General features: G+C 50.6%; 26 protein-coding genes. 12 read left to right on the top strand and 14 right to left on the bottom strand.

The features are described from left to right. Positions 1-151: 151 nt before the first annotated feature. On the top strand, positions 152-571 hold the full coding sequence (locus tag ACO0LG_RS08025; protein ID WP_423025080.1) for a hypothetical protein: 420 nt from the start codon (positions 152-154) through the stop codon (positions 569-571). A gap of 147 nt (positions 572-718) precedes the next feature. Further along, positions 719-1,285 (top strand): NIF family HAD-type phosphatase, encoded by a 567-nt coding sequence (locus tag ACO0LG_RS08020; protein WP_423025078.1) that lies wholly within the window; start codon positions 719-721, stop codon positions 1,283-1,285. Between the two features lie 221 nt (positions 1,286-1,506). On the opposite strand, the gene ACO0LG_RS08015 is transcribed toward ACO0LG_RS08020, so the two are convergent. The 3 genes from ACO0LG_RS08015 to ACO0LG_RS08005 all read right to left on the bottom strand — a co-directional run bounded on the left by ACO0LG_RS08015 (position 1,507) and on the right by ACO0LG_RS08005 (position 3,901). Further along, the gene (locus ACO0LG_RS08015; RefSeq protein ID WP_423025076.1) at positions 1,507-2,589 is read right to left on the bottom strand and encodes a calcium:proton antiporter; all 1,083 of its coding nucleotides are present in this window, start codon (positions 2,587-2,589) and stop codon (positions 1,507-1,509) included. Positions 2,590-2,610: 21 nt separating this feature from the next. Continuing rightward, on the bottom strand, positions 2,611-3,150 hold the full coding sequence (locus ACO0LG_RS08010; RefSeq protein ID WP_423025074.1) for a histidine phosphatase family protein: 540 nt from the start codon (positions 3,148-3,150) through the stop codon (positions 2,611-2,613). A 151-nt stretch (positions 3,151-3,301) separates the two neighbouring features. Then, on the bottom strand, positions 3,302-3,901 hold the full coding sequence (locus tag ACO0LG_RS08005; RefSeq protein ID WP_423025072.1) for a hypothetical protein: 600 nt from the start codon (positions 3,899-3,901) through the stop codon (positions 3,302-3,304). Between the two features lie 35 nt (positions 3,902-3,936). Here ACO0LG_RS08005 and ACO0LG_RS08000 point away from each other — a divergent pair, with 35 nt between their 5' ends. The 7 genes from ACO0LG_RS08000 to ACO0LG_RS07970 all read left to right on the top strand — a co-directional run bounded on the left by ACO0LG_RS08000 (position 3,937) and on the right by ACO0LG_RS07970 (position 13,101). After that, the gene (locus ACO0LG_RS08000) at positions 3,937-4,413 is read left to right on the top strand and encodes a hypothetical protein (protein ID WP_423025070.1); all 477 of its coding nucleotides are present in this window, start codon (positions 3,937-3,939) and stop codon (positions 4,411-4,413) included. Next, positions 4,406-6,067, top strand: a complete 1,662-nt coding sequence (locus ACO0LG_RS07995) for a hypothetical protein (RefSeq protein ID WP_423025068.1) — start codon at positions 4,406-4,408, stop codon at positions 6,065-6,067. Before ACO0LG_RS08000 ends, ACO0LG_RS07995 begins: the two co-directional genes overlap by 8 nt. Positions 6,068-6,177: 110 nt before the next feature. Continuing rightward, positions 6,178-7,575, top strand: a complete 1,398-nt coding sequence (fumC, locus tag ACO0LG_RS07990; RefSeq protein WP_423025066.1) for a class II fumarate hydratase — start codon at positions 6,178-6,180, stop codon at positions 7,573-7,575. A 165-nt stretch (positions 7,576-7,740) separates the two neighbouring features. After that, positions 7,741-8,040 carry a putative quinol monooxygenase gene (locus ACO0LG_RS07985; protein WP_423025064.1) on the top strand — a complete coding sequence of 100 codons (300 nt, stop codon included), beginning with the start codon at positions 7,741-7,743 and terminating at the stop codon, positions 8,038-8,040. 89 nt (positions 8,041-8,129) lie between these two features. Further along, entirely contained in the window at positions 8,130-9,386 is a 1,257-nt protein-coding gene (locus ACO0LG_RS07980) for an ectonucleotide pyrophosphatase/phosphodiesterase (protein WP_423025062.1), read from the top strand. Between the two features lie 816 nt (positions 9,387-10,202). After that, positions 10,203-11,210 (top strand): ferritin-like domain-containing protein, encoded by a 1,008-nt coding sequence (locus ACO0LG_RS07975; RefSeq protein ID WP_423025060.1) that lies wholly within the window; start codon positions 10,203-10,205, stop codon positions 11,208-11,210. 16 nt (positions 11,211-11,226) lie between these two features. Further along, positions 11,227-13,101, top strand: a complete 1,875-nt coding sequence (locus tag ACO0LG_RS07970) for a hypothetical protein (RefSeq protein ID WP_423025058.1) — start codon at positions 11,227-11,229, stop codon at positions 13,099-13,101. 89 nt (positions 13,102-13,190) lie between these two features. Here the strand turns inward: ACO0LG_RS07970 and ACO0LG_RS07965 are convergent, their stop codons facing one another. Both ACO0LG_RS07965 and ACO0LG_RS07960 read right to left on the bottom strand, forming a co-directional pair. Beyond that, on the bottom strand, positions 13,191-13,685 hold the full coding sequence (locus tag ACO0LG_RS07965; RefSeq protein WP_423025056.1) for a DUF3060 domain-containing protein: 495 nt from the start codon (positions 13,683-13,685) through the stop codon (positions 13,191-13,193). A gap of 227 nt (positions 13,686-13,912) precedes the next feature. After that, positions 13,913-14,392, bottom strand: a complete 480-nt coding sequence (locus ACO0LG_RS07960; protein WP_423025054.1) for a GNAT family N-acetyltransferase — start codon at positions 14,390-14,392, stop codon at positions 13,913-13,915. A gap of 203 nt (positions 14,393-14,595) precedes the next feature. On the opposite strand from ACO0LG_RS07960, the gene ACO0LG_RS07955 reads away from it, so the two are divergent. Further along, on the top strand, positions 14,596-15,525 hold the full coding sequence (locus tag ACO0LG_RS07955; RefSeq protein ID WP_423025571.1) for a LysR family transcriptional regulator: 930 nt from the start codon (positions 14,596-14,598) through the stop codon (positions 15,523-15,525). 273 nt (positions 15,526-15,798) lie between these two features. Here ACO0LG_RS07955 and ACO0LG_RS07950 read toward each other — a convergent pair whose 3' ends face one another. From ACO0LG_RS07950 to ACO0LG_RS07925, 6 genes are all read right to left on the bottom strand, one after another. After that, positions 15,799-16,362: a DUF2812 domain-containing protein gene (locus ACO0LG_RS07950; RefSeq protein WP_423025052.1), complete on the bottom strand. Its 564-nt coding sequence runs from the start codon at positions 16,360-16,362 to the stop codon at positions 15,799-15,801. A gap of 57 nt (positions 16,363-16,419) precedes the next feature. Then, positions 16,420-17,007 (bottom strand): DUF2812 domain-containing protein, encoded by a 588-nt coding sequence (locus tag ACO0LG_RS07945; RefSeq protein WP_423025050.1) that lies wholly within the window; start codon positions 17,005-17,007, stop codon positions 16,420-16,422. Then, entirely contained in the window at positions 17,004-17,384 is a 381-nt protein-coding gene (locus ACO0LG_RS07940; RefSeq protein WP_423025048.1) for a PadR family transcriptional regulator, read from the bottom strand. The genes ACO0LG_RS07945 and ACO0LG_RS07940 overlap by 4 nt, the downstream gene beginning before the upstream one ends. A gap of 1,106 nt (positions 17,385-18,490) precedes the next feature. Further along, positions 18,491-18,871 (bottom strand): hypothetical protein, encoded by a 381-nt coding sequence (locus ACO0LG_RS07935; protein ID WP_423025046.1) that lies wholly within the window; start codon positions 18,869-18,871, stop codon positions 18,491-18,493. A 95-nt stretch (positions 18,872-18,966) separates the two neighbouring features. Beyond that, positions 18,967-19,326 (bottom strand): hypothetical protein, encoded by a 360-nt coding sequence (locus ACO0LG_RS07930; RefSeq protein ID WP_423025044.1) that lies wholly within the window; start codon positions 19,324-19,326, stop codon positions 18,967-18,969. Between the two features lie 26 nt (positions 19,327-19,352). Further along, complete coding sequence (locus ACO0LG_RS07925; RefSeq protein ID WP_423025042.1) at positions 19,353-19,796, bottom strand: hypothetical protein; 444 nt, start codon at positions 19,794-19,796, stop codon at positions 19,353-19,355. 423 nt (positions 19,797-20,219) lie between these two features. On the opposite strand from ACO0LG_RS07925, the gene ACO0LG_RS07920 reads away from it, so the two are divergent. Beyond that, a complete protein-coding gene (locus ACO0LG_RS07920) occupies positions 20,220-20,894 on the top strand; it encodes a class I SAM-dependent methyltransferase (RefSeq protein ID WP_423025040.1) in 675 nt (224 codons plus the stop codon). After that, entirely contained in the window at positions 20,891-21,454 is a 564-nt protein-coding gene (locus ACO0LG_RS07915) for a hypothetical protein (protein WP_423025038.1), read from the top strand. Before ACO0LG_RS07920 ends, ACO0LG_RS07915 begins: the two co-directional genes overlap by 4 nt. A 129-nt stretch (positions 21,455-21,583) precedes the next feature. On the opposite strand, the gene ACO0LG_RS07910 is transcribed toward ACO0LG_RS07915, so the two are convergent. From ACO0LG_RS07910 to ACO0LG_RS07900, 3 genes are all read right to left on the bottom strand, one after another. Beyond that, positions 21,584-21,904 carry a hypothetical protein gene (locus tag ACO0LG_RS07910; protein ID WP_423025036.1) on the bottom strand — a complete coding sequence of 107 codons (321 nt, stop codon included), beginning with the start codon at positions 21,902-21,904 and terminating at the stop codon, positions 21,584-21,586. Positions 21,905-22,448: 544 nt separating this feature from the next. After that, a complete protein-coding gene (locus tag ACO0LG_RS07905) occupies positions 22,449-23,000 on the bottom strand; it encodes a hypothetical protein (RefSeq protein WP_423025034.1) in 552 nt (183 codons plus the stop codon). Continuing rightward, positions 22,978-25,221 (bottom strand): Ig-like domain-containing protein, encoded by a 2,244-nt coding sequence (locus tag ACO0LG_RS07900; protein WP_423025032.1) that lies wholly within the window; start codon positions 25,219-25,221, stop codon positions 22,978-22,980. Before ACO0LG_RS07900 ends, ACO0LG_RS07905 begins: the two co-directional genes overlap by 23 nt. Between the last annotated feature and the right edge of the window lie 82 nt (positions 25,222-25,303).

Below are 25,303 nucleotides of genomic sequence, written 5' to 3'. Positions count from 1 at the left end.
ATAGTGTAACCCAAGATACTTATTTTCCCAGTGCATCCCCGCTAAGCCATGCATGACAATGGCAGTAGTTCAGTCAAGGCATACTGCGAGGCAATAGAAAAAGCTGCTGAACATAGTAAAATTACGTCATACCTCCTTACTGGAAATTTGCATGCCCAAGAAAAACGAACTGACCCTGCTGATGGCAAAAGTTCTTTTACAACTCACTTCCGAGTCCCCGCAAGCCTGGGATCAGTCGTATTGCCGTTTTTTAGCGCAAGATCAAACCCGGCCCGGCTTTGAGTTCGTCATACGCTGGGGCAGAACCATCTACACCCTGGCGGTTCAGCCTGAATACACCGACTTGCTGGCACCGCTGATGCAATCACTGTTTGATGAAATGCAGGTCGAGACCACGCACAGACCTGTCCTCGCCGTGTTGACGGTAGATTCAGCAAAAACCTATAAACTCAAACTTGAGTACAACAACCCACAGGCGCATGAAATCAGCGTGCAGGCCCTGGGGACGGCTGCTTCGTATTTTGCGAAAGATGAGGTTGATGTGCCGCCGCGGGATCAATTCAGATTTTAAAATGATGCGCTTTGGTTCAACGCAGTAATGCAGGGCGTATTGCAAAGCACCTCCCGTTACGGCTACGAATAATTATTTGCTATCGTCTCACCAAATCAAGTAATGCTACTATGTCATGGCAACATTTTTTATCAAGCCTGACATTCCATGAACAAGAAATTACTGATACTGGATCTGGACGAAACCCTGATCTTCGCAACGAAGAAACAACTCGCACATGAAGCTGATTTTTGCTTCTTTACTTATCATGTCTATCTGCGCCCCCATGTCAGGGAGTTCCTTGCATTTTGTCTTGAGCATTTTGACTGTGCTGTCTGGACATCTGCTTCCGAGAGCTACGCTGCTGTCATCGTTAAGCATCTGTTTGGTGAAGAGCCGCCATTAAAATTTGTCTGGGCCAGGCAACGCTGCACGCGCGTGTTCGATCCTGAATACCAGGACTTTGAATGGGTCAAGGATTTGAACAAAGTCAGGCGACGTGGCTATCTACTGGAGCATGTCATCATGCTGGATGACACCCCCAAGAAACTGCGCCGCAACTATGGCAATCTGGTGCGCATGAACATGTTTGAGGGTGATACCCAAGACGATGAATTGAAGCTGGCCATGGCCTATCTGCAGGAGTTGAAGCACGCAGAAAATATCCGTGCCATAGAAAAACGCGGATGGCGGACACGGTTTCTGGAAGCTGATGGGAAGACGATATCAGGATAGATAAAGTCATCATCGTCATCTCAGTAACCTAGGGTGCATTGCAAGGCATCCTAGTTTACGGCTATGGTTACGGCTATGGTTACGGCTATGGTTACGGCTATGGTTACGGCTATGGTTACGGCTATGGTTACGGCTATGGTTACGGCTATGGTTACGGCTATGGTTACGGCTATGGTTACGACTACGCCTTTACCATCATCACACCAAATCTCAAGAAAAGCTTACGGCACTATCGTCGTAAACAAATACACCGCAAAGATCACGCAATGAATCGTACCTTGCATGATGGTCGTCCGTCCCGTTCCCAAAGATAAAGAAGTAATCATCAGCGACAACAGCAGCAACACCGTCGATTTCGCATCGATGCCCAGGTTCAGTGACCAGCCCGTGGTCAGTGAGATAACGGCAACGACAGGGATGGTCAGTCCTATGCTGGCGAGGGCAGAACCCAGGGCCAGGTTGATGCTAGTTTGCAAGCGGTTGGCGCGGGCAGCGCGAAAGGCGGCAACACCCTCAGGCAATAACACAACGATGGCGATGATAATACCCACCAGCGCCTGCGGTGCACCGGCAGCAGCAACCGCATTTTCCAGCGTAGGTGCCAAGGCTTTGGCCAGCAACACCACCACACCCAGGCATAGCATGAGCAGGCCGGCACTGGCCCATGCGACGCCATTGCTGGGCGGCTCTGCATGCGCCTCTTCATCACCGCTGGATGCGGCGGGCAGGAAATAATCGCGATGGCGCACGGTCTGCACCAGTACAAACGTGCCATACAAGACCAGCGAAACGACAGCAATAAAAGCCAGCTGGCTGGCACTATACACCGGCCCTTGTGCTGTCGATGTAAAGTTGGGTAAGACCAGGGTCAGTATCGCCAGCGCAGCCAGGGTCGCAAGTGAGGTGCTGGCACCACGCAGGCTGAAACTTTGCTCCTTGTGCAGGCTGCCTCCGGCCAGCAGGCACAAGCCGATGATGCCGTTCAGGATGATCATGATGGCGGCAAACACGGTGTCGCGCGCCAGGCCTGCCGTGACTTCGCCACCGGCCAGCATCAAAGAGACGATCAGCGCCACCTCGATGAGGGTGACGGCCAGGGCCAGCAAGAGCGTGCCAAAGGGCTCGCCAATTTTATGCGCGACTACTTCAGCATGATAGACAGCCGTCAGCACACCACCAAACAGGGCGATGGTCAGCAGGATTGCATATAAGGGTGCGGTGATCAACATGCCGCCGCCGAGGATGACCCAGGCAGCAAAAGGCATGATCATGGACCAGCGTGGCAAGATGTTGGAGATAGTCATGCTTTTCCCTTTGATAATGATTTACTGGCAGTCTAACCCAGGTTTGCCCGTATCTGCTTCGCCATAACGCGATTGCACTACATGCATGTTCGGTCCGGCAGGCCGCAAAACCAGCATATGACTGAAGCTGCTTTCACAAAATTCTTTCATCGCAGGCGCACCCAGCGCAGTGGCAATTGCTGGCACGGTATTACCATGCCCCACGACCAGCACGGTACCACTGCTGGCGCGCACGGCATCAGCCACTTCTTTAATATGTTCGGCACCACGTTTAGCAGACAGCACTTGCGGCGTGATATTCATGGCCTGCGCCAGCGGCTGTGCCGTTTCGCCGGTGCGTTTGAATTGGGTGGTGAAAATGCTGCTGACGCCTGCATACTGCAAAGCCAGCGCCAGTGCCTGCACACGCGCCTGCCCTGCTGCCGACAGGCTGGGGTCAGCAGGGTTTTCTACTGCTTTTTCTGCATGGCGCACCAGGATGATGAGTTCAGGCTCGGCGCTGGACATCATGGGGAACAACATCGTACAGAAAAAAGAAAAGGCGATCAGGGATTTTTGCATATAGGTTTCATGAATAAAAGAGGCTCTTCGTCTGCGTCAGTACAGCCATGGGGATTTTACTATGCTGTCATGTTCCGCCAGCGAACAGCACAATAAGCAGAACCATAAGCAGAACAATAAGGAGAACAATAAGCAGCGCAATGCATAGAGTTCATTGTTCAACATATTGAGCAACATGTTGAGCGACTATCGCCATCACCGCTGCCACAGTCTGCTCTACGTTCGCTTCATCATTGCCCAGCACTGCCCATAAGTCTGCAGGCACAATTGCTGGCTTGCTGATCTGGGCATACGCATCACGGGCACAAGCACCTGATCTTGCAATGGGGATGACGAGTGCGCCGTTTTTCAACGCGATCTGCACTTCATCTGCCGTCGCAGGCCCGCCTTCGATGACGATGTACACGGGTGCCATGCACGCCAGTATGGCGCGGCGTTCCTGCATGTCCTTGCCTGCATGCAGGGTCTGGCCATAATCCCAGACAGCCATGCCTTGCGGCAAAATGTGGAACACCTGAGGCGGCACTTGCAATTGCTGGCGGCGCTGGTAGAAACTGCGGCCACAGGCCTCGCCTACACCACTAACGCCACCAGTCAGCAGCACCCGACCAGGGACAGATGCCAATGCCTGCCCCAATAATTGACAAGTTAGCTCACTGTCAGCATGCCAGAAGGCAGTGCTGCCTATAACGGCAATGCGCGGGCCCGGTGGCATCAGCGTCAGCAGGTTTTGAGCAGTTTCAGCTTGCATTTTAAAAAGCCTTTTTTAGTGATGATTATCATCTGATGACACTGCATTCCGGCACGATATATCAAGCATGCTCAGACTCTATCAGAACAGAGCAGGCTGCTTTTTATTACAAAAATGCCTCCTGCCCGGAATGGAAGAAATCGGGCAATTCCACCGACTATACCTTGCCACAGGCTCATCAGCTATGCGATGCTCTTGCATTATCTCTTTTCTCTTACTTTCTCCTATATGAGGACTGCATCACCGATGATCAAGTTCATGCGTCTTGCCAATCTCTTGTTCATGCTATTGCTGGGTATAGTGGCGCTGCTGCAGATCATGGCAAACTTTTCTGGATATCCTGGCCCACTGAGAATCAGCTGGTTCGCAATGTTCGTTCTGTTATCGGTATATCTGATCCCCTGGTATGCGTTAAACGATACTACCTCGCTACGTATGCAGCGCATTGCCCGGGGATTTATGGCAATCGCCATGGTATTTACTTTGATTGGCCCTATTTGCATCATGTTTAATGCACACGTCGATAATGTGCAAGAGATCGGAACTACCATGATCACCGCGGGCCTGCCTGTGTTGTTGAGTTATATCGCCCTGCATCAAAAGTTGACAGCGCGTCAGGTCGCTAACGTATCGGCTTCTCACCCTGTTCCCACAGCCGAGGACAGCTATGTATTGGCTCACTGGCGCGGCCAGCTTTCCCTGGAAAAATCATTTTGGCTCAATGGCGTGCTGATAGGTAATCTGTTGACAGCATTGTGTGTCACTGTTCTCGGTAGATTAATCGATGCCAGCGATGTCAGTTTGCGCACCCTGTCCATGGTGAGCATACTGAGTCTGGTATCTGCGCTATTGATCTGGCTGTGGTCAGTGACCGGCATCTTGCGTTCAGCGGGCAGACACAAACAACGCGGTGGCTCAGGCTTTACCGTCGCTTTGGTGCAATTGCTGATATTGTTAAATATTCTTGCGGTTTTGCTGAATGCCCAACACTCTTACATGCCACAATTAAAAGAATTTGCATTGCTGGCCACAGGCCAGGACAGAATGAAGACAATCGCGGTAGTCGCAGAGCCTGGGGGTAAAGCGCTGAGCCTGCGCGGCACCATCGGTGAAGGCAGCTTGGACGCGTTTGCGGCAGCAATGAAGCAATATCCGCACATTAATACCGTCGCATTGAGCTCGCCGGGTGGCCGCTTACGCGAAGCGCGGCAAATCGCCGAGCTTATCCGTCAGAAACAATTTAACACCTATGTAGAAGGTGAATGTAGTAGTGCCTGCACTTATATTTTTCTGGCGGGCAAGGAGCGTGCAGCTACGCCAAATGCCCATATCGGCTTTCATCAATCCAGTTTTCCTGGAATGGGAAATACGGAACGTGACATTGCCAACAGTGCCATGGAGCGACATTATCGCGCAGCGAAGCTGCCTGAAGATTTCATCGGCAAGGTCATCAATACCAGCGCCGAAGGCATGTGGTACCCGACCCGCGAACAGATGCTCAGCGCGGGTGTCATTACCCGTATCACACTGGATGGTGAGGGTAGTACCTTACTGGAAATGCAGTCGCGCGACGATGTGCTTGCCTATCTCGGCAAAAATCGCACCTGGCAATCCTATGAGCGTCTCTCTCCCGGCAAGATCAATGAAGTAACTGACCTGATCTGGAACATGAAGCAGGAAGGTAAAGACTTGCATGCCATGCAAGCAGCAATCAAGACAAAAACAGCACAAATCTATTTGCGCGTGCTCAAAAGTGCCCCTGACGAGTTACTTGATGAATACGCGCAGCTATTGTCCGAACAGCTGGAAGCCGCCCGGCAAATCAGCCCGCAAGCCTGCGGCCAGTTGATCAAGGGCAGGCTGAGCATGGATCGCACCATGCCGGAAGAACTGATCAAACGTGATACTGCCCTGATGGAAAAGATGCTGACGAGCAGCCCGCGCAGCGTCAGCTATTATATGGGTTCAAAAGAATTTGCAAGGAGTGCCAGCAAACTGCAAGAACACCTGAGCCCGCTGCAACGGCAAATCACTGCCAATCTGGCAGCCTATGACGACCAGCCCATGTTCCAGTGCGATGCAGTCATCGGCATGTACCGCAATATCCTGCGGATGCAGGACACTGACCGGCATATCATCCTGAGTGCGCTGATGCAGGCGAAGTGAGACGGTAGCCCGCATCGTATTCAGACGCTGTCTCGGCAGACATAAGGCTTCAGCGCTACAATGTTGGCAGCCATCGCCAAATCTTAGAACTCATTCAGGAGCAGGTGTAAATGAAAACCGATACTACCGTCGCGCAAAGAACAGAGCGCGATACCTTTGGCGGAATCGCCGTCCCTGCAGCCGCCTTGTGGGGCGCGCAAACCCAGCGTTCGCTGCATCACTTTGCCATTTCTACAGAAACCATGCCACCAGAACTGGTGCTGGCACTGGCGCGTGTCAAACGCAGCAGTGCGCAAGTGAATAGCGATCTTGGCCTGCTAGACAGTAAAGTGGCGGCAGCGATTGCCCGGGCCGTGGAAGAAGTGCTGGCTGGAACGCATGCGGCAGAATTCCCGCTGTCGGTATGGCAGACCGGTTCTGGCACGCAAAGCAATATGAACATGAATGAGGTGCTGGCCAACCGTGCCTCAGAATTTTTAGGTGGCACACGCGGCATGAACCGGGTTGTACATCCGAACGACCATGTCAACATGGGCCAGTCATCGAATGATGTATTCCCTACGGCCATGCATGTGGCTGCCAGCATCGCCGTGAGTAGCCATGTATTGCCATCACTCGCCAAATTGCGCGCCACGCTGGATGCCAAGGCCAGAGAATTCGCCGACATCATCAAGATAGGCCGCACCCATTTGCAGGATGCTACGCCACTGACGCTGGGCCAGGAGATATCCGGCTGGGTCGCCCAGCTCGATTATGCAGAACGCGCCATACGCCACACTCTGCCCGCCCTGCAAGAGCTGGCAATCGGTGGCACGGCAGTTGGCACTGGTCTCAACACGCATGCAGATTTTGGCAAACTGGTTGCCGCCAGTCTGACTCTCGATATCGGCATTGCCTTTGACGCTGCCCCCAACCGCTTTGCGGCGCTCGCCGGGCATGACGCCATGGTCAGCAGCCACGGTGCACTCAAGACCCTGGCGACTGCACTGATGAAGATTGCCAACGACATACGGTGGCTGGCATCCGGCCCGCGTTCTGGCCTCGGTGAATTACAAATACCAGAAAACGAACCGGGTTCATCCATCATGCCGGGCAAGGTCAACCCCACCCAGTGCGAAGCAGTGACCATGTTGTGCTGCCAGGTCATGGGCAATGATGTGGCACTCAGTATAGGTGGTGCATCCGGTAATTTTGAACTGAATGTCTTTAAACCGCTGATTGTCCACAACTTCCTGCAAAGCTGCCGCCTGCTGGCCGATGGCATGGCCAGCCTGGAGGAACACTGCGCCCGTGGCATGCAAGCCAACCGCACACGCATCAAGGAATTGCTCGACAATTCGCTGATGCTGGTGACCGCGCTCAATCCTTATATAGGTTATGACCGCGCTGCGGCCATCGCCAAACATGCCCATGCCAACGGTACGACACTGCGCGAAGCAGCCCTGGCTTTGGGTTATGTGACCGCAGAAGAATTTGATGGCTGGGTCAGACCTGAGGATATGGTGTAATCACCGTTTTAGTATTGTTCTTGATGACCACGCATCGGACTTAAAATCCGATGCTTAATTTTGTAGGGTGCGCCGTGCGCACCGCCCTAATTTTTTGCACACAAGGTGGTGCGCATGGCGCACCCTACTATCCCCGCCCAACACAAAACACAGAACGGAAACCGCATGTCCGAACAACTCAAACTCGTCATCCTGATACAGACCAAACCTGGTCAGGCTGCCGAACAGATCGCCGCCTTCACACAACTCGCACCACTGGTGCGTGCCGAAACAGGCTGCCTGCAATATGAAATGCATACGGTTGCTGGCGATGAAAACAAATTCGTCCTCATAGAAACCTGGACATCCCAGGCAGCGCTGGATGCACATGACGCCATGCCCTATATGATAGAAGCCGATGCCAACAGCCTAAGCTTCCGTACCGGGCCAGCAACCGTGTTGTTTCTCGGGCCAGTCATCGCATAGTAAACCGCTTGCGTAGTAGTTCGTTATAACGTACCAAGCGCAATGCATTGCACCCTACTATTACATATTGCTCACACCTCGATTCACCCATGATCAAATCCTCTTGCAAAAAAATCCTGAGCTACGGCTTGCTGAGCCTGGTCATCGCTGGCTGCTCTTCTACGCAACGGCAATCTGTCCGCAATGTCAACGACAACTACCGCCCAGTCATCCTGGTATCGATAGATGGTTTCAAGCCTGACTACCTGGCGCGTGGTGTGACTCCCGCACTCAATGCACTGGCAGCAGAAGGCGTGCGCACCGAGGCCATGCACCCTTCTTTTCCATCGATCACCTTCCCTAATCATTACACCCTGGTGACAGGCTTGCGTCCAGACCATCATGGCATCGTCGGCAACACCATGGAAGACAGCAAGATACCCGGTGTGCGCTTCAAGCTCAGCAATAAAGAAGCCGTGCTCGACAGACGCTGGTGGGACGGGGCTGAACCTGTCTGGGTCACTGCAGAAAAGAACAAGGTAAAAACAGGCATCATGTTCTGGCCCGGCTCCGAGGCCGCCATACAAGGCGTACGCCCGAGTGAATACCGTCCTTTCGATGAAAAACTGCCTGCCGTCACACGGGTTGATACCATGCTTAGCTGGCTCGATAAACCTGTCGCCGACCGCCCTGGATTCTTGACCGTGTATTTCGACCAGGTCGATCACGCAGGCCATGATTTTGGACCGGACACCAAGGAGGTGACGGACGCTGCCGCTGCTGTGGATGCCGCCATTGCCCATTTGATGGAAGGTCTGCGCGCCCGCAACATCAAGGCGAATATCGTTATCGTATCTGACCACGGCATGGCCGCCACTGGCCCTGAACGCACGATATTGCTGGACCAGCTTGCCGATCCAGCTGGCTATGAAGTCGTCAATTATGGCAGCTATGCAGGCATCAATCCCAAAGCCGGACAAGAGGATGCGCTCGCCAGGATACTGCTGAAAAAGCATGAACACATGCAGTGCTGGAAAAAAGAAGACATCCCGGAACGCTTCCATTTCGGGCAAAACGCCCGTGTACAACGTTTCGTCTGTTCAGCAGATGTAGGCTGGCTGGTAGTGCCCGATGCCAAAGCTGCCACCAAGGCCAACAACGGTTCACACGGCTACGACAATCTGAGCAAAGAAATGCAGGCCCTGTTCATTGCGCATGGCCCGGCCTTCAAGAAGGCAACGGTATTGCCACCGTTTGACAATGTCAATGTGTATCCGCTGCTGATGAAACTCATCAAAGTGCCTGCACTGGCGTCCGATGGGAATATAGAAGCTACCCAGGCTGCTTTGCTGGAACGAGCAGATTAAGCCCCTTGATTTTAAATAAAAGGAAATAAATGCAGGGGGACCCGCTAAGCATTTTTTTAATCGTCATACTGTTTGTCATTATCTGGGCAGGTTTCAAGATACATGCTTACCACAAACAGACTGGGAACAAGCAGAACCCTTTTATAAAAAAGAAAATCCACAAGCTGGGTTTATTGACACGCTGGGCGGTGTCGATAGGCTTGATTGTGAATTTCATCTACACGATTTACAAAACATAATGAAGGTGCATGGCACAGTCTCCATGAATTTGTAACGCCATCACCGCGCCCCACATAACCGCCTGCCTGCCAGCTCATCTGGCCAGGCGGCAGGTATCAACGCCTCCCTAGTTCGCATCAGGCATCAACTTGTCTGAAAAGAATGTCTCATTAATGCAAATTTGACAAAACAGCAAAGCCTCAACTATTATCATATAGTAAATTCAAATTATTAATTTATCTGACTTCTGTAGCCGCCGCAAACAGGGGAAATCTTTCAATTAAACAACATGGTCGCTCCAGCCAGTCTTGTTCTGGCCAGCTGCCATGTACCGTCTTCATTGTTTGCTGCCTGCATGCTGTGCTTCTGTTGCCTGGAAGCGGTGCAGGCTTGGGCCATGGCACAGGTCTGGTTTTGATCATGTATGCGCATTGCCTGCGGCTCGCACGATCTGTCGCAGGATAATCCGGGGATTGCCAACAGGCAGCCTCACTTGTCGTCCATGTTTGTCTATACCACATCAATTCTTGCCGAGGAGAACAGTAATATGAATACACATTTGACGCTTGCTTGCCGCTATGCCTGCAGGGGGCAAGCATGATCTTACTTAAACTTTCTCCCATCACCAGCGTGGCACAGGCACAGGCCATGCTGGAGACTGCCATCAATGTAGAATTTGGCACACTGCCACCCTATCTGTATGCGCAACTGACGATACTGCCGGGCTCTAATGTACCTGCTGCTGCGCGCCTGCGGTCTATCACGCATCAAGAGATGATCCATCTGTGTCTGGCGGCGAATATCCTCAATGCCCTCGGTGGCAGCCCCAAACTGCAGCCACCTAAATACCCCGGCCCGCTGCCCGGCGACATAGGCCATGATGGCAAGGTGCTGACCGTACACATACTGCCGTTTGGCAAGCCCGCGATGCAGCAAGGCATGAATATTGAAATGCCGGTAGATCCCATCGATTTCCCGCAACTGAAACTGGCTGCAATGCCTGTGGTCAAGGCTGTCACCATAGGCCAGTTTTATGATGCACTGGATGCGTATTTGAAAACCCTGCCCGCCACCGCCTGGCAGGCAAAACGCAACCAGATCGATGACAAGCAATTCTTCCCTGGCCAGTTGTTTGCTGTGAATAATTATGCAGATGCCCACAAGGCGATACAAGTTATCGTCTCTGAAGGTGAAGGTGCCAGTACCAGTCCCCTGGACTTCAGCAATGAACTCGCGCACTTCTACCGCTTTGAAGAAATCTACCGTAACCAGGTATTGACGGCCAGTGATTCGCCGCAAGGTTTTTCCTGGGGCGGACCGCTAGGCGTGGATTATGCCGGGGTCTTTCCAGCGATTGCTGATCCGCAACTGCATGATTTTTCAAAGGAACCGGCTGCTGCAAGGGCCGCACAGGATGCCTGCACCAAGGCCTATAGCGCCATGGTCGATGCACTGAACCTGGCGCTGAATGGGGATGCGGCACAACTGGGTATAGCGGTGCGCAAGATGTTTGACTTGCGCATGGCTGCCATCGAAGCCTTGCATACGCCGCTGAACGACAAGCACAAAGTCGCCGGACCAGCCTTCATTTACAAAAAAATCTGAATTGGGAGAAAACAGCATGAGTATCCTGCAAACGCCGCGCATCCATTTCAAGGGACAAATTTCCTGGGATCCCATCGTTACGAATAACTACAAACGCTTCTATGACGAGAACACTTCTCAAACCGTCATGACACCAACCGAGACCATGCAGCAGTTTCGCCAGAGTGCGATTGAATCGGTCAAGACCGGTACTGGTGGCGGCAACTGGAACCCGCATGGCACACACCGCGTGCAATTCTTCAATACTGAGGTCTCCAGTGTCGATCTGGGCAAGGGCCCGGTTACCACAGACAAACTCGTTGGTGCCCCCGCCAAGCTCAGCGCCATGCTGATTGACCTGGAACCTTATGGAGCCTGTACTTCGCAATTATTCTTTGATGGCATCAGCTTTGGCATAGACGGCGGCTGCCGCATCGCGGCGCCATGCAACCAGCGCTTTACGGCGCGTTATATCAACTTCCAGCGCAATGCAGAAGGCATTATCGCTGGCATCGCCTCGGTCAATTGGCAGACTTCTTTCTCCAAGCAGGGCTTGCACATTGATGTACACAAAAGCGATGCCCTGGCAGCCCTGCACCATGCACTGCAAGACAGTGATGCACAAGGCATCGTTGTCAGCTTCAATGCCTATTGCACCGTCTATTTTGATGATGCAGACCTGGCTACCGCAGGCGCACCAGCCACGACGGCACAATTCCAGCAACTGCGTGACAAGCTCATCAAAGGCGGCTTCCAGCCCAATCCTGCGCGCAGCCAAGTGGTCGGTACCATAGGCGTCTGGCGCAAGGACGAACCCATGCACGAACCTGGCGACCGCGCCCTGCTGCCAGTCGATAATGACAAGGCCTTTGTCGCTGCCGCCCACGCGCGCCAGGGCAAGGACATCATGACGGTAGATTTGTCGAATAGCGTCAGCGAAACTGGCATGGATCTGACCAAGCAGGACCTGGGTACATTACAGCTCTTCCTGACTGGCAAGACCGACCCTATCGCCAGCATCAACTACGACAAATATGACCGCAAGGCCTATGAAAAAGGTGCTGGCATCGTCACTTTTGACATCAGCAAAGCCAACCCTGTGGATATAGAAAAAGGCCAGCTTGAACTGCACAGCTCCAAATACGGTCTGCTCCTGCAAGAGAGCGTCTTGCGCCTGATCCCGCATACGCCCAACCTGTACCTGGACCAGGGCCCTGCTGGCAATGTCAAGTTCACGCTGTATTCGCGCGGCAAGCCGCTGCACCAGGTCAGCGATATCACGCTGTTCCAGTTGTCGGCCAGCGGTGGCCAGGTGACCGGTACACAAAACCTCAAGACCGATGCACAAGGCGTGCTAAACGTCACTTCCAGCGCCACCAAGGGCACGGTCTATGCTTACCTGCCAGTGCCAGCAAAAAGCGCCCCGGCACCCACCCAGGGTCTGGATACCCAGACCAATACCTATGCTTATGTACGCGTGCGCCAGGCAGACAGCAATATCGCAGCCATGGCCCCGACCTGGGACAATGTCTATAAATACGTACTCATCAACTGGAATGCCATGGCACCCTGCATGGACAACTGGCTGGATCTGGCCAATCCGGCCCAGGTGCATCAATATGCCAGCATCCTTCACCGCCTGACAGCCCCGGCTGCATTTGAAAGCTATTTGTTCATGCCAGTGACACGCGACATGACGGCAGGTCAGCGCAGCCTGCTGTACAAGTTTTTGGATAAACCACTGAGTGCGCTGACAGCCGCCGAGCAAGCCGACCTCGCAGAAAAAGTACCCGTCATCGCACTCAAGGCAGTGCAGGTACCCGTAACGCACGAAACAGCCGATGCCGAAGAAACCGCCCTGCCTCACTTCACGCAACTCAGCCGCTCATTGCGCAATCCCAACAATGAGTAAATCGATGGGTAAATCGATGGGTAAATAAAGAGGGTGTGGATATCTGCTTCGATTATCCACACCCTTTTCAAATAAACCAGCCTGTATGCTTACTGCCTGCTGATCTGGTTATCATTCCCCGAGCTCTGCACCTGCGGCTTAGCCCCATTCAGTGCCTGCGCCCACCTGACCTGGTTATCGTTACCCACCACCTGCACTTTACCCAATTGTTCTATCGTCACCTGGTTTTCATTCCCGTTCACACTGACCTGAGGGCAAACGCCGTTGAGGATGATCTGGTTGCCATTGCCCTGTATGTTCACAGGCTGGCCATTGCATTGTGTAGATTTGCTTATGTCATTGCCCATGATACGCCCGCCATCAATGCGCCCAGCCTGCTTGCCAGGGCCATTACCATTGCCATTGCCCTGCACCGCATTCACACTCGCGCCTGGTGCCCTGACATTCACATTCGTATTGGCACCATTATCCTGTGCCTTGACACTGATACCTGGCAAACTGACCGATACATCGCCCGCATAAGCATCATAGGCACTGCTGCCTGCCAATAATAAAACTGTCACTATATGTTTTTGGATAGTCATCACGCCGCCTTATTTCATCTCAAAATTTCATCACAAAGATTGATCAAGCTGTCTGTTTCTGCCTGGAAAAACCGGTACCAGCAGACAGTAGCCTGCAGCGCATACAAGATGCATTATTTGCATTTTGATCACCCAGGCAAGCGGGATGCTAACATAATGCCAACAACACTCTCAAAAAACCGCAAGGACCAACAAGAATCAACGAGAACAACTCAGGCAGCAAACAATCAACCCGCCGCAAAGGCCTGCAAACCTGCACCTGCGAGACGGTAACGCACCCACTCATCCTGAGGCTGTGCGCCTATCGATAAATAAAACTGTATCGCCGGTTCATTCCAGTCCAGCACACTCCATTCAAGACGGCCGCAGCCACTCTCAACCGACACCTGCGCCAGATGCCGCAACAATGCTTTTCCCGCACCACTGCCACGCTGGCCGGGCGAGATATACAAGTCTTCCAGATACATGCCCTTGCGCCCCAGCCAGGTGGAATAACTCAGGAAATAAACCGCATAACCAACCGGTACGTCATCTATGCTGCAAATCAGGCCACGCGCCGGGCTGTCAGCCGCAAAAAGGCTTTGCCTGACATCATCGACACTGGCAATGACTTCATGCGCTGCCCGTTCATAAATGGCCAGTTCAGTGATATAGGCATGGATCAGGGCTGCATCTTCAGGTTGGGCTGGGCGGATTACTATATTCATGAATATCTCATTCTGTGTCCCCTCCCCCTTCAAAGATGAAGGGGAAAGGTTAGGGTGGGGTTCAGTCAATCCTGTCCGGAAAAGAACTGGGAACTCTTCAGGTGATGTAACAAGATAGCTTGCAATCACCTTACATTTGCCTCATCCTAACAAGCCAGCCTACAATGCGGCAAATGCAATTACTTCAGACTATCATGCAGAACATGCATCTTGACCTGCGCAAGCTCGACCTCAATCTCTTGCTGGTATTTAATGCCCTGTACCAGCAACGCTCGGTCACGGCTGCCGCACATGAACTGGCACTCAGCCCCTCAGCCCTCAGTCATGCACTGGCCAGGCTGCGCACCGCCCTCGGTGATGAATTATTCGTGCGGCTCGACAACCAGATGCAACCAACCTTGCGCGCCGATCAGATCGCTGAGCCCATCAGCACGGCACTAGCGCAATTGTCTGCTGGGCTCAGTCTCAGACAACGCTTTGACCCTGCCACTAGCCAGCGTAACTTTGTCATCTCAGCCAGTGACTATACCGCCTTTGTAATATTGCCCCGCCTTATCAACAAGCTACAACAGGTCGCGCCCAATATCACCCTGCGCATCATCAACACCAGCCAGAAACTCGCCATCGCTGAACTGGCCGCAGGCAATATCGACTTTGCCCTCGGCTACGATGAAGAGCGCAACCCATTACCCGCAGGCCTGGAAGAATTTGACTGGCTGCAAGACGACTATGTCGCCATAGCCCGCCAAAACCACCCGCTGATCAAACGCAAACTTACATTAAAAACCTATCTGCTGGCACGCCATGTCGTCGTCACCCCCTGGAATGAAAGCCGCGGTGTCATCGATTATGTACTCGACGGCATGGCCCTGCAAAGAAAGGTCACAATCCAGCTACCCAATGTCCTGGTTGCTCCCTTCATCATCGCCAGCAGCAACCTCATCATGACCCTGCCCCGCCACGCTGCCACCACCCTTGCACAAACCGCAGGCATCACCATCCATACTGCGCCCTTTGCGATACCGCCTTACACCCTCAAGGTGTACAGCCACAGCAAATATGCAAGTGGCGATGCGCATTTATGGCTAAGGAGCTTGATGATGGAAGTGGTGGAAGGTGGCGGTCAGTGGTAATTGATTTATCGACCTGAAGCCCGAACTGCATAAAAAAAACAAGCTTCAAGCGCAGCCGTAAGGTAGGATGCATTGCAATGCGCAGCATGTTGCATCAAGTTTCCGATAAAAATATTTTTGCCGTGCATGACCCACAATTGATGTCATTTTTTTGAATGTGTTTTGAAAAAAAATCAAACCACAAAAATAATTTCATCTTCAACATTACCCAACCTTGATTGTTGCCGCGCCGACTAGCGCAAATTCGATCTTGGACAAAACAGCTAAAAAAAGTCAGATTTTCACTAATTGCCGCATCCGCATTAAAATCCGCAATGATGCATAAGAAAAGCAAAGGCAAGTAGGCATGACGATAGCGTACATGACGATATACGCCAGCACGGCATGATCCCAATGATTGAGCATGCCTTGAGGATAGAGAGCAGTTGGAAGAAAGGTCAAATTCCAGACGCACATAACCAGCAATAGCCGCTGGTACTTACCTCTTTTAGAAGTGAGGTCAGTATATATTTCTGGCACTTTTCCATTGCGCACAGGCATGCGCCAATATTGCCAGCCTGAGGCTTGAAGTACATGCTCCCAGCCCGCATCGCTAATGAGCTGCTGATAGTTAGCATCTGGCTCCAGAGTCTTTACGTAGTTCCAATTGAAATTGGACACATAGTCAAGGCGATAGACAATATCAGCAGGCGCATCCTGCAAAAAACGATAGATACCGAAGAAACTGCGTGCTTTCAAATGCATGCCCTGGCTAGCCATTTCTTGCAGCCACTGCTGTTCTTCTTCATCTTCCCATGACCAGAAGCATTTGAATTTTTTGATCAGGTACCCCTCCATTGTTTCTCCATCACTCTGTTCTATGCGATGATTGCGATCGCCGCGTCGTTGACATCATCAGTGCCGCAACTGCCTGATCCGCAAGTAGATGCGCGCCATGGCATACGCCATGGACAAAGCTGCGGGCACAGCTATTCCATAGACGATGGTGTAAGCCAGACTGCCATCGCCCAAGGTACGCAGCATGGATTGCGGGTTACTGAGAAGAGCAATGCAAAGGCAAATCCAAAAAGTCAGACTCAGCATGCGACGCTTGTATTTCATTTGTTTTGAAGCTGCATCCGTATAAATTTCTGGCTGGCTGCCCTGTTTGCCCTGTTTGCCCTGTTTGCCATTACTCACAGCCATGCGCCAGTACTGCCAGCCAGATGCCGCCAGCACATGCTCCCAGCCTGCGTCGGTCAGCAACTGACGGTAGCTGCCATCTGGTTCGACGACGTTTGCAGCACCCCATCTGGTATCAGAGACATAGTCGAGGCGATAGACAACATCAGCGGGCACACCCTGCACAAAACTGTAGAGACCAAACAGGTTGCGCCCCTGCAAATGTAAACCCTGGTGTGCCATTTCTTGCAGCCACTGCTGCTCATTCTCATCTTCCCATGACCAGAAGCATTTGAATTTTTTGATTAATGTCTCGCTCACTTTGCCCCTCCCGTTTTTAATTTTGGCAGTGCCAATCGCGCGTTATGGAACATGATTTCCAGACGGCGGATATGCTCGGCCAGCACCAGTCGCCCCTTGTCGCTGAGTTGATAATACTTGCGCCGCTCTTCTTCCCTGACCTTGCTGATCAAACCCTGTTTTTCCAAAGTCGCAAACGCGCCATACAGAGTGCCAGGGCCAATGACGACATTACCCTCACTGATGTCTTCCACCTTTTGCATGATGGCATAGCCGTGCAGGGGCTCAGTCAGCACCAGCAGCACGTAAAAGGTCGCCTCTGACAGTGGCAGGTATTTTGAATAATTAATTTCTTCCATCCGCACCTTTGACACTTGCTGCACTATTGGTTTCACCATGCATTATATCGATTAACGCTATATCGACTATCGATATAGTATCAGAGAGATTTTAGATGTCAATTAAATTATTTTCCCCGGTGGTGTAAGTAATGCGATGTAGCTATTACGTACGCAGGAATTTCTGCTTATCTGTGGTCAACCATCATGTCACTTAATGCCGCGAATGCGAAAAGGCCGATTGAGTATTTTCTCAATCGGCCTTTCGTTGATCTTCTATGCAAGCGTCTGCCCAGCACCTGGACGAAACGCGGTACTGAGTTGCTTGTGGAGTAGCTGTGCTGATGGGCGAAAACCAGAATGATGTTTCACTAGATACACATTGGTGAAGCTGCGATTCACGCAACCACACATTGAAGCAAAACGCATGCCGGCATTTTGAAACAATCATGTTGTGGCGTGGTAAATCTGATCGCGGTGTGTTGCGAGTATATTGTTCGACTACTTGACTACCGGGGGCAAATGCTAATGGTCTCCAAGCCATGCCTCCGATTCCACTTCGTTAATCGGAGCTACGCGGTCTGTCAGCAAGGCTTGCCTGTTTTCTTCATCCAGATAGATATCCTCACGTCTATCTCAGCGAGAAGTGACGTGGTACAACGCACCTGCAAAGTCTAGTCGTAGGGGACTGGCCATTCTCAAACTTATCATTTTTTTTTAAAATGTATGAATCTAAGACCTGCCCCCTCTTTGGAACTCCTCTTTGTGTATAGCCACAGCAAATATGCGCGTAGCGATGCGCATTTATTGATGCGGGGATTGATGATGGCAGTGCCTGAGAGTACCGGGTAGCGGTAATTTATTTATCGAGTTACTACCCAGGACTTCATAAAGAAACAAAGCCTCAAGCGCAGCCGTAATGTAGGGCGCATTGCAATGCGCCGCATGTTGCATCAAATTCTAGCAAAAAATTTTCTCTGGGCATAAGGCGAGCTAGTGTCAGCAGCAATATGCAACTTATCTGATACGACAGAAACAATCGTAACTGGGCATTCACCTTATATATTATGAATGAGAGAAGGCCTGACTGGCAGCACAAGCGATCATCCCTCACATAAAGAGCGATTACAAATCGATAACTGACATTGTAATGCCCTGGCTCCGCTTTAGACCTGCCAACTTTTGATTTCTGGTTCGTCCCAGGCCAGCACGCTTACACAACCAGTGCTGCTGGTGATTAAAAATTCCTGGATGGCGGCGATATCTTTTCTCAGAAAACCAGGCCGCAATGATTCTTGCGCATACCAGCCGCCCTCTTCAATTTGAAACACCCAGTGTTCAGCATCCGAACATGTAGGCCAAAATTCAAGTAAATCACCTTCATCCAAAAGACGGAATCCACAGATTTCTGCAAAGCTCGCTTGATAGCTTTTATTTTCTTCCAATGACTCAACCGTAACGGTCAATTTCCCCAGATCGTAGCAAACCTGCGTCACATCTGATCTGGAATGAAACATCATTGTCGACTTCAAAGCCCTGGCTTTCATCTTAAAACTCTTTTAATTTGATACTTCTGAACTCGAAGCTTCATTCACATGATTAAGGATTGCGGACTGCGCGTTTCGAATTAAAACCAAAGCATTTATTTAGAATATTCAATATCGGATATAGAAAAATCATCCTTTTTAATAGTGTAAGCAATTTCGCCACCACGCACGTTTTTATCTTTAGGAGTAAAACGAATGATGTAATGCCTTTTTTCTACAGAAATTTTTGCATCGTAGCTTTCCAATTTTGACATGGATCGTGCGAAATCATTCCTTGCCGCTTTGCCTTGTTTATCAAGCTCTTGCTCAAATTGAGCATACGCAAGCGCGGTTGCTTTGACCAGGGCTCCTGGAAGAACAATTCCCGGCTTCTGATTGAACTCAGTGCCAGCAAGGCAATTGTGCCAGGCTGCGGCATTCAAGACCAAAAAGATATAAAGTAGTATTCGTTTCATTCGCATCCCCTAGATGGCCTTGCAACTCAAGGTACCAAACTAAATTCAACACTGCCACTGGAACCCGGCCCAAATCCAATTGCCATATACGTTAGGCCACGTTCCAGTTTTTTTGCCTTAACAGTCTCAACATAACCTGCAGGAAGACTGGCATAACGAAGTTTTTCCACCTCCAAAGTAGCTCCTGGCTGCAATCCAAAATCCCACAGTGGATTGTCGTAATCCCAGCGATCATTTTTTTTCTGCACGATCTTAAAGTTATTCAATGGAACTATCCTCATTTTCCCTATCGGTGATGCTGTTATTGGTTTGGAGAAAATGAATATGGGCTTTTCGGCATGCAGTTCAAAAGGTGTAATTTCAATCTTATAGGAGCATCCGGCTGCGCAAAATAAAATGAGCAGGAAAGACAGGAAGAGAAATTTTTTCTTGATGAGAAATCCAGGCATGAAGTAATTAATTGCTTCCATCTGCACCTTTCATGATTGCTGGTTTGTTGATGTGGTTCAGCTTATATGGATTAACGCTATATCGACTGACGACATCCTATCGGGCTGAATTTGGATGTCAATAAGATTATTTTTCACTGGTGAGAGTCATTTGATGTCAGTAATACGTACGCAAGGTTTTCTGGGGCAGGTCAACCCATTTTTTTACAAAGAAGTTTTGCAAAATCGCTTTCACTGCAAAGCTTCTTTACAGCGAAACTTGCGGCAACGTACAGATACCTTACAGTCACATGTCCACCAACAAAATAAATATTGTTTAAAAACAGCAGCTTAGCAATTTTATTGAATTGGCATGCCAGTTGCATAGTTTAGAGTACGAGTCTGGATTGCGAATTCTTTTCCAGATATCCGGGTCCCGACCATTTATCTATACAAGAGACAACCATGTTGAGCACCATTACCAGCAGAACAATCGATGACGGTGTCCGGATTTACAGCATGCTATTGCTCCGGTGCTATGACATTCTGATTTACCGCTTGCTGGCACCGTATGTCTGGCGCTGCAAAAGCAGGTATTTTGCCGACCTCTACCATCTCATGATGTCGCGCAATCACGCGGATATTGGCGTTGGTACCGGCTATTTTCTAGACCGTTGCCACTACCAGCCAGGTGAGGTACGCATAGGTTTATTCGATTTACAGCAAAACTGCCTGAATTTTACCGCCGCAAGAATTGCGCGCTTTCAACCAGAGACTTATCTCTGCAATGCGCTGGAACCAATGCCAACTTCTGCCGGGCGTTTCGACTCAATTGCGCTGGGCGGCATTCTGCATTGCATTCCTGGTGACATGCTGGAAAAAGGCGCGGTGTTTGATGCCATCAGGCCGCTGATGCATGCCGGCACTCAGGTATTCGGTTACACCATACTGAATCACGATATCGCCAAAACCATGCTCAGCCGCTGTGTTTATGCAGTGTTGCACAGGCTCAAGGTAATCAATGGCGATCAGGATTCAGCGGGCCAATTGAAGTCCGCATTAGAAAAGCGATTCCAGAACGTTGAAGTCAGCACCGTCGGATGCATAGCATTGTTTAGCGCCCGTACCCCATGTAAATGAAGCAGGCGTTTTCAAATAACATAAATCAACAAGCGAGAAAAATCATGAAACAGCAAACTACCAGCAGTGCAGTGACCAGTAGCATCATTAAGGCGAATAAAGCCGATGTCTGGCAAAAAGTCGGCTTTTATGAGCATGTCAAAAAACCGGCATCGTGGTTGTTAAAATTAAGCCTGCCGGTGCCGCAGGAAGTGGAAGGCAAGTATGCCGCAGTAGGCGATACTTGCCGTTGCAAATATAGTGATGGCGGTTACCTGACCAAAAGAATTACCAATATTATTGATCAAAGCCGTATCGAGTTTGAGATTATCGAGCAGAATATCCGTTATAAAGACACGATCAAACTATTGGGCGGGTATATAGAAGTGGAACAGATTGACGGTGAGCAGAGTATCGTCCGCATGCTTACCTACTATGACAACCGCATTGCCCCAAGGCTGATTTCATCTTACTTTATTGAAAAAGTGATCAAGACCATGCATGAGTTTGTGATCGCGGATATGCAGCTGCAATTGGAAAATACGGCTCACGGCAGCCGTTCTGCTTATGCAAAAGGATAAATCTGGCCTTTGCTATCGACCAGTTGCCTTGAGATGAACTGGTCAATAGTCAGAGTAGCCTGAAAAGCGCTGTTAAATAAGACATGGGTATTCACACGCTTCGGTTTTTTACAGCTTAATTCTTACAGATTAAATATCACTCTTTGCAAGCAGCTTTGTAGCTTCTTCAATTGCCCAATTTAATTCTTCTTGCAGGCGCGCCTCTTTGGCGATGTCGTTTAACATGAGCAGGACGGCGTCCTCTGGCATGCGCGGTTCTGGGCTATCGCCTATGCCACGCAAGCACTGGAAGATACGGTGGAAACATTCGGTGATGGCGCGATATTCGTGGTCTTCATGCTGGGCATGCAAGCTATATTTGCCACGAATCTGCATCGAAAAATAAAACCCTGTATTGATAAAAAACTGCAGGCGTTCTGCGGTGTTAAGACGGGAAAGGAGATTACCCATGATGTCCGGGTTTAATTTTTTTGCACTCCAATTACAGGAGCATATCATCAGCGTTTCCTGGGTCTGCGCTTTTTCGAGCGTGAATCATTTGCGAGCAGGGATTTGCAAACGCAGGGCTGGATCACAGGCGATCAGAATTGATTGGACACGCAATATTTACCATCACCAGCCTTGTTTTACAATGAGTCGTCTGCAATGCGAGCCGGAAGGGGTTGGAGTGAATCCAGTAGCCACAGATCGGCCCATCACCTGGACGCAACGTGGTACTGAGATGCTTCTGGAGTAGCTGTGCTAATGGGCGAAATGCAGCTTCATGTTTCGCTAGATCCGGATGGGTGACTGGTGCGGATTCACGCAACCACACGTCGAAGCAAAAGACACAACGGCATTTTGAAACAATCATGTGGTGGCGTAGAAAATATGATCGCGGTGTGTTGCGAGTATATTGTTTGACTACTTGACTAGCTGGGGCTAATGGGTGCCGCCTTCTTTCGTTCGAGCGTCTCCGATTGCACTTAGTTGTAGTTAATCGGAGTTACGCAGGTTACTCAAGCTTTGTAAATAGTTTTGTTCTCACGTCGTACATAAACTTAAGTTTTTTTATCAACGCTTTTCCAGATTCATATTCAACAAAAGATATCTCTATGCTAGTTTCATTAGTCCATCTATTGCACTTAATATAGATGTGATCCCCTTTAAATGTTTCCTGCTCTTTAAATTGAGAGCTTATATTACCAGCAAAATCCATCTTCTTAAATGCTTCATCCATTGAGATCAAAATGCAGTTACTAAAATCACTTCCTTCCTTATTATTAATAGTTAGATAATTTCCCTTGGGAGACCAAAATACAGACACATGGCGACCATAAGAAAATACTTTATTTTTCTTCTTTGTTAAATTATCTAATATCCATAAAGAGTGATTATTTCCACTTTCATCTAGCGTGTCTGAATCAATATTAATTACGGCATATCTAGAACTGGGAGAGTTTAATCTCGAAGTTAGCCCCGGAAAATTTGTATTTGCGATACCGCAGGAGGTCGCAAATACAGCAATCACAAATATAGCAAATTTACTTTTTACATTCTTCTTCATGGCATATCTCCACCAATCGCCATTGTTTACCCCATTTTATGGCTTCCTTTCCAGGAAGCCATATATCCATCCACTGATCTGGTGCAACATTGTGATGTTTAGAATTCCATCCAGCCCCAGTATCATGGACTTCACCTTTGTAATCGACCTTATTAGGATCTTGGTCATTGTAGATAGTCACTGTTGAACCATATGGATACGGTTGATTTGAACTATTTCCAACAGCAACAATTCCTGGTCCAACACTTCCAGGCTTGCCTCCTTTAGTTTTAGGTTTAAAGTAAGGCCAATCTTTCCCAGGGCCACGATCATTGTATGAAGTTACCAAAATCAACTGCATGACACATACTCTAATCAAGCCAAAAGGATCTACATAAGTTAATGCGCGTCCCTCAACATAAGCAAATGTATTATTGCCGCCATCGAGTCCAATCGGATCAGATTCGATGTAACGTCCCGTCTGCGGATCATAATCCCTGAAGTAGTTATAGTGCAGATTAGTCTCTACATCAAAGTACTGCCCAGGAAACCGCTGATTAAACACGAACTTGGTTGGTTGACTGGCCGGCTGCTCATTCGGCAAGGTCTCCCCAAACGGCGCACTGTCCCAACGCCAGACTTCTGTTCCCGTATTGTCTGTAATCACCCTCGGCGTATTGAGATGATCCGCATGAATATCATACGCCTTCGGTGTATTCGCCGTTACAGCCACCGGTAGTGCTGCTGAAGTCGTCGTTGCGCCCAGGTTATCTGTGGCTTTTGCCGTCAGGCTGTAATTGCCCTGCGCCACATTCGCCCAGTTGGTCGTGTACGGTGCCTGCGTCACAGTCGCAATGCTGTTCGTACCATTCAGAAACTCCACCTGCGCTATCGTGCCATCACTATCCGTTGCTGTCGCATTCAGGATGATGGTCGCTGGTGCTGTGGCGTTGGCTGGATTCGCTGTCAGGCTGACCGTGGGTGCTGTGTTGTTGATGACGTTGACGGTGACAGGTGCTGTGGTTGCAGTGGCGCTCTTGTTATCGGTCGCCTTGGCAGTGACGTTATAGCTGTTCGCGGTGACATTGCTCCAGTTGACGCTGTAGGTGCTGCCGTTCGTGGTCGTTGGTGCGGTGGCTGTGCCTATCAGTGTTGCACCCTGGTAAAACTCGACCTTGGCAATCGTGCTGCCGGATGCGGGGGTGGCTGTGGCTGCGAGGCTGATGCCTGCCGGTGCAACGAAGGTGCCATTCGCGGGTACAGTCTGGGTAGTTTGCTTGAGTGCGGGCGTCAGACTGACTGTGGGTGGCGTTGTCGCTGCGGCCTTGACCTGGACACTGGCGGTATTGCTGGTTTGTGTGAGGCTTTGGCTGTCGGTGGCTTTGGCGGAGATGCTGTAAGTACCGACTGCGGCATTGGTCCAGCTAAAGGTATAGGGGCTGGCTGTACTGGTGCCGAGCAGGGTGGCTCCGTTGTAGAACTCGACTTTTGAGATCGTGCCTTTGCTGTCTGTTGCTGTGGCTGTCATGGCGATGGGCGTGCCTACCGTGACGCTGGCATTGTTGGCTGGTGCTGTCAGGTTGACGGTAATCGGGTTGGTGACGGTGATGCTGACGAAGTTACTTGTAGTGGTGCCGCTAAGGTTGTCGGTGGCTTTGGCGGTGATGGCATAGCTGCCGGGGGCGACATTGTTCCAGTTGTAGCTGTAGGGAGCGGTCGTGCTGCTGCCGAGCAATGTCGCACCGTTGTAGAACTCGACTTTGCTGATCGTGCCGTCAGTGTCAGCCGCATTGGCTGACAGGGTGATGCTGGCTTTACCGACAACACTGCTGTTGTTGGCGGGTGCAGTCAGGCTAACCGTGGGGGCATTGTTGACGATGACAGCTATTGCTGTGGAGGTCTTGGTTTCATTATGGCTGTTGGTGGCTTTGGCGGTGAGGCTGTAGCTGCCTGTGGTGACGTTGGGCCAGTTGTAGACGTAGGGGGGAGTGGTGACGGTACCCAGCAAAGTACTGCCTTGGAAGAACTCGACTTTGCTGATGGTGTCGCCACTGCTGGCGGCAACGGCTGTCAGGGTAATGGCGGCTGGTGAGGCGTAGCGGGCATTGGTCGTTGGGGTGTTCAGGCCGACTGTGGGTACGGCTGCAAAGGCCGGGCTGGTGAAGCTACCTAGCCCCAGTCCGGTGATGCAGATCAGGGCGGTGCTGAGGACTGCTCTGCTGAGTAATTTTTGGTAAAACAAATTTTTCTCCCCTGCCCTGGCTCATCTCTCGTGGATGAGCGGCGGGCGGTTTTTTGAGTAATGGCTATTGGGTAATGACCAG

It is taken from the genome of Undibacterium sp. Ji42W, from assembly GCF_049340405.1.
Classification (GTDB): Bacteria; Pseudomonadota; Gammaproteobacteria; order Burkholderiales; family Burkholderiaceae_D; genus Undibacterium.
This window is presented reverse-complemented; position numbering and strand designations above follow the sequence as displayed.

Bases quoted from the DNA above. Each gene is read 5' to 3' on its own strand.
- ACO0LG_RS07915 (WP_423025038.1), top strand. From the start codon at position 20,891: ATGAAGCAGGCGTTTTCAAATAACATAAATCAACAAGCGAGAAAAATC.
- ACO0LG_RS07940 (WP_423025048.1), bottom strand. From the start codon at position 17,384: ATGGTGAAACCAATAGTGCAGCAAGTGTCAAAGGTGCGGATGGAAGAA.
- ACO0LG_RS07925 (WP_423025042.1), bottom strand. From the start codon at position 19,796: ATGGAAGCAATTAATTACTTCATGCCTGGATTTCTCATCAAGAAAAAA.
- ACO0LG_RS07970 (WP_423025058.1), top strand. From the start codon at position 11,227: ATGAGTATCCTGCAAACGCCGCGCATCCATTTCAAGGGACAAATTTCC.
- ACO0LG_RS07910 (WP_423025036.1), bottom strand. From the start codon at position 21,904: ATGGGTAATCTCCTTTCCCGTCTTAACACCGCAGAACGCCTGCAGTTT.
- ACO0LG_RS08020 (WP_423025078.1), top strand. From the start codon at position 719: ATGAACAAGAAATTACTGATACTGGATCTGGACGAAACCCTGATCTTC.
- ACO0LG_RS08010 (WP_423025074.1), bottom strand. From the start codon at position 3,150: ATGCAAAAATCCCTGATCGCCTTTTCTTTTTTCTGTACGATGTTGTTC.
- ACO0LG_RS07985 (WP_423025064.1), top strand. From the start codon at position 7,741: ATGTCCGAACAACTCAAACTCGTCATCCTGATACAGACCAAACCTGGT.
- ACO0LG_RS07995 (WP_423025068.1), top strand. From the start codon at position 4,406: ATGTTTAATGCACACGTCGATAATGTGCAAGAGATCGGAACTACCATG.
- ACO0LG_RS07950 (WP_423025052.1), bottom strand. From the start codon at position 16,362: ATGGAGGGGTACCTGATCAAAAAATTCAAATGCTTCTGGTCATGGGAA.
- ACO0LG_RS08025 (WP_423025080.1), top strand. From the start codon at position 152: ATGCCCAAGAAAAACGAACTGACCCTGCTGATGGCAAAAGTTCTTTTA.
- ACO0LG_RS08000 (WP_423025070.1), top strand. From the start codon at position 3,937: ATGACACTGCATTCCGGCACGATATATCAAGCATGCTCAGACTCTATC.
- ACO0LG_RS07905 (WP_423025034.1), bottom strand. From the start codon at position 23,000: ATGAAGAAGAATGTAAAAAGTAAATTTGCTATATTTGTGATTGCTGTA.
- ACO0LG_RS07975 (WP_423025060.1), top strand. From the start codon at position 10,203: ATGATCTTACTTAAACTTTCTCCCATCACCAGCGTGGCACAGGCACAG.
- ACO0LG_RS07980 (WP_423025062.1), top strand. From the start codon at position 8,130: ATGATCAAATCCTCTTGCAAAAAAATCCTGAGCTACGGCTTGCTGAGC.
- ACO0LG_RS07965 (WP_423025056.1), bottom strand. From the start codon at position 13,685: ATGACTATCCAAAAACATATAGTGACAGTTTTATTATTGGCAGGCAGC.
- ACO0LG_RS07960 (WP_423025054.1), bottom strand. From the start codon at position 14,392: ATGAATATAGTAATCCGCCCAGCCCAACCTGAAGATGCAGCCCTGATC.
- ACO0LG_RS08015 (WP_423025076.1), bottom strand. From the start codon at position 2,589: ATGACTATCTCCAACATCTTGCCACGCTGGTCCATGATCATGCCTTTT.
- ACO0LG_RS07930 (WP_423025044.1), bottom strand. From the start codon at position 19,326: ATGAAACGAATACTACTTTATATCTTTTTGGTCTTGAATGCCGCAGCC.
- fumC (WP_423025066.1), top strand. From the start codon at position 6,178: ATGAAAACCGATACTACCGTCGCGCAAAGAACAGAGCGCGATACCTTT.
- ACO0LG_RS07935 (WP_423025046.1), bottom strand. From the start codon at position 18,871: ATGAAAGCCAGGGCTTTGAAGTCGACAATGATGTTTCATTCCAGATCA.
- ACO0LG_RS07955 (WP_423025571.1), top strand. From the start codon at position 14,596: ATGCATCTTGACCTGCGCAAGCTCGACCTCAATCTCTTGCTGGTATTT.
- ACO0LG_RS07920 (WP_423025040.1), top strand. From the start codon at position 20,220: ATGTTGAGCACCATTACCAGCAGAACAATCGATGACGGTGTCCGGATT.
- ACO0LG_RS08005 (WP_423025072.1), bottom strand. From the start codon at position 3,901: ATGCAAGCTGAAACTGCTCAAAACCTGCTGACGCTGATGCCACCGGGC.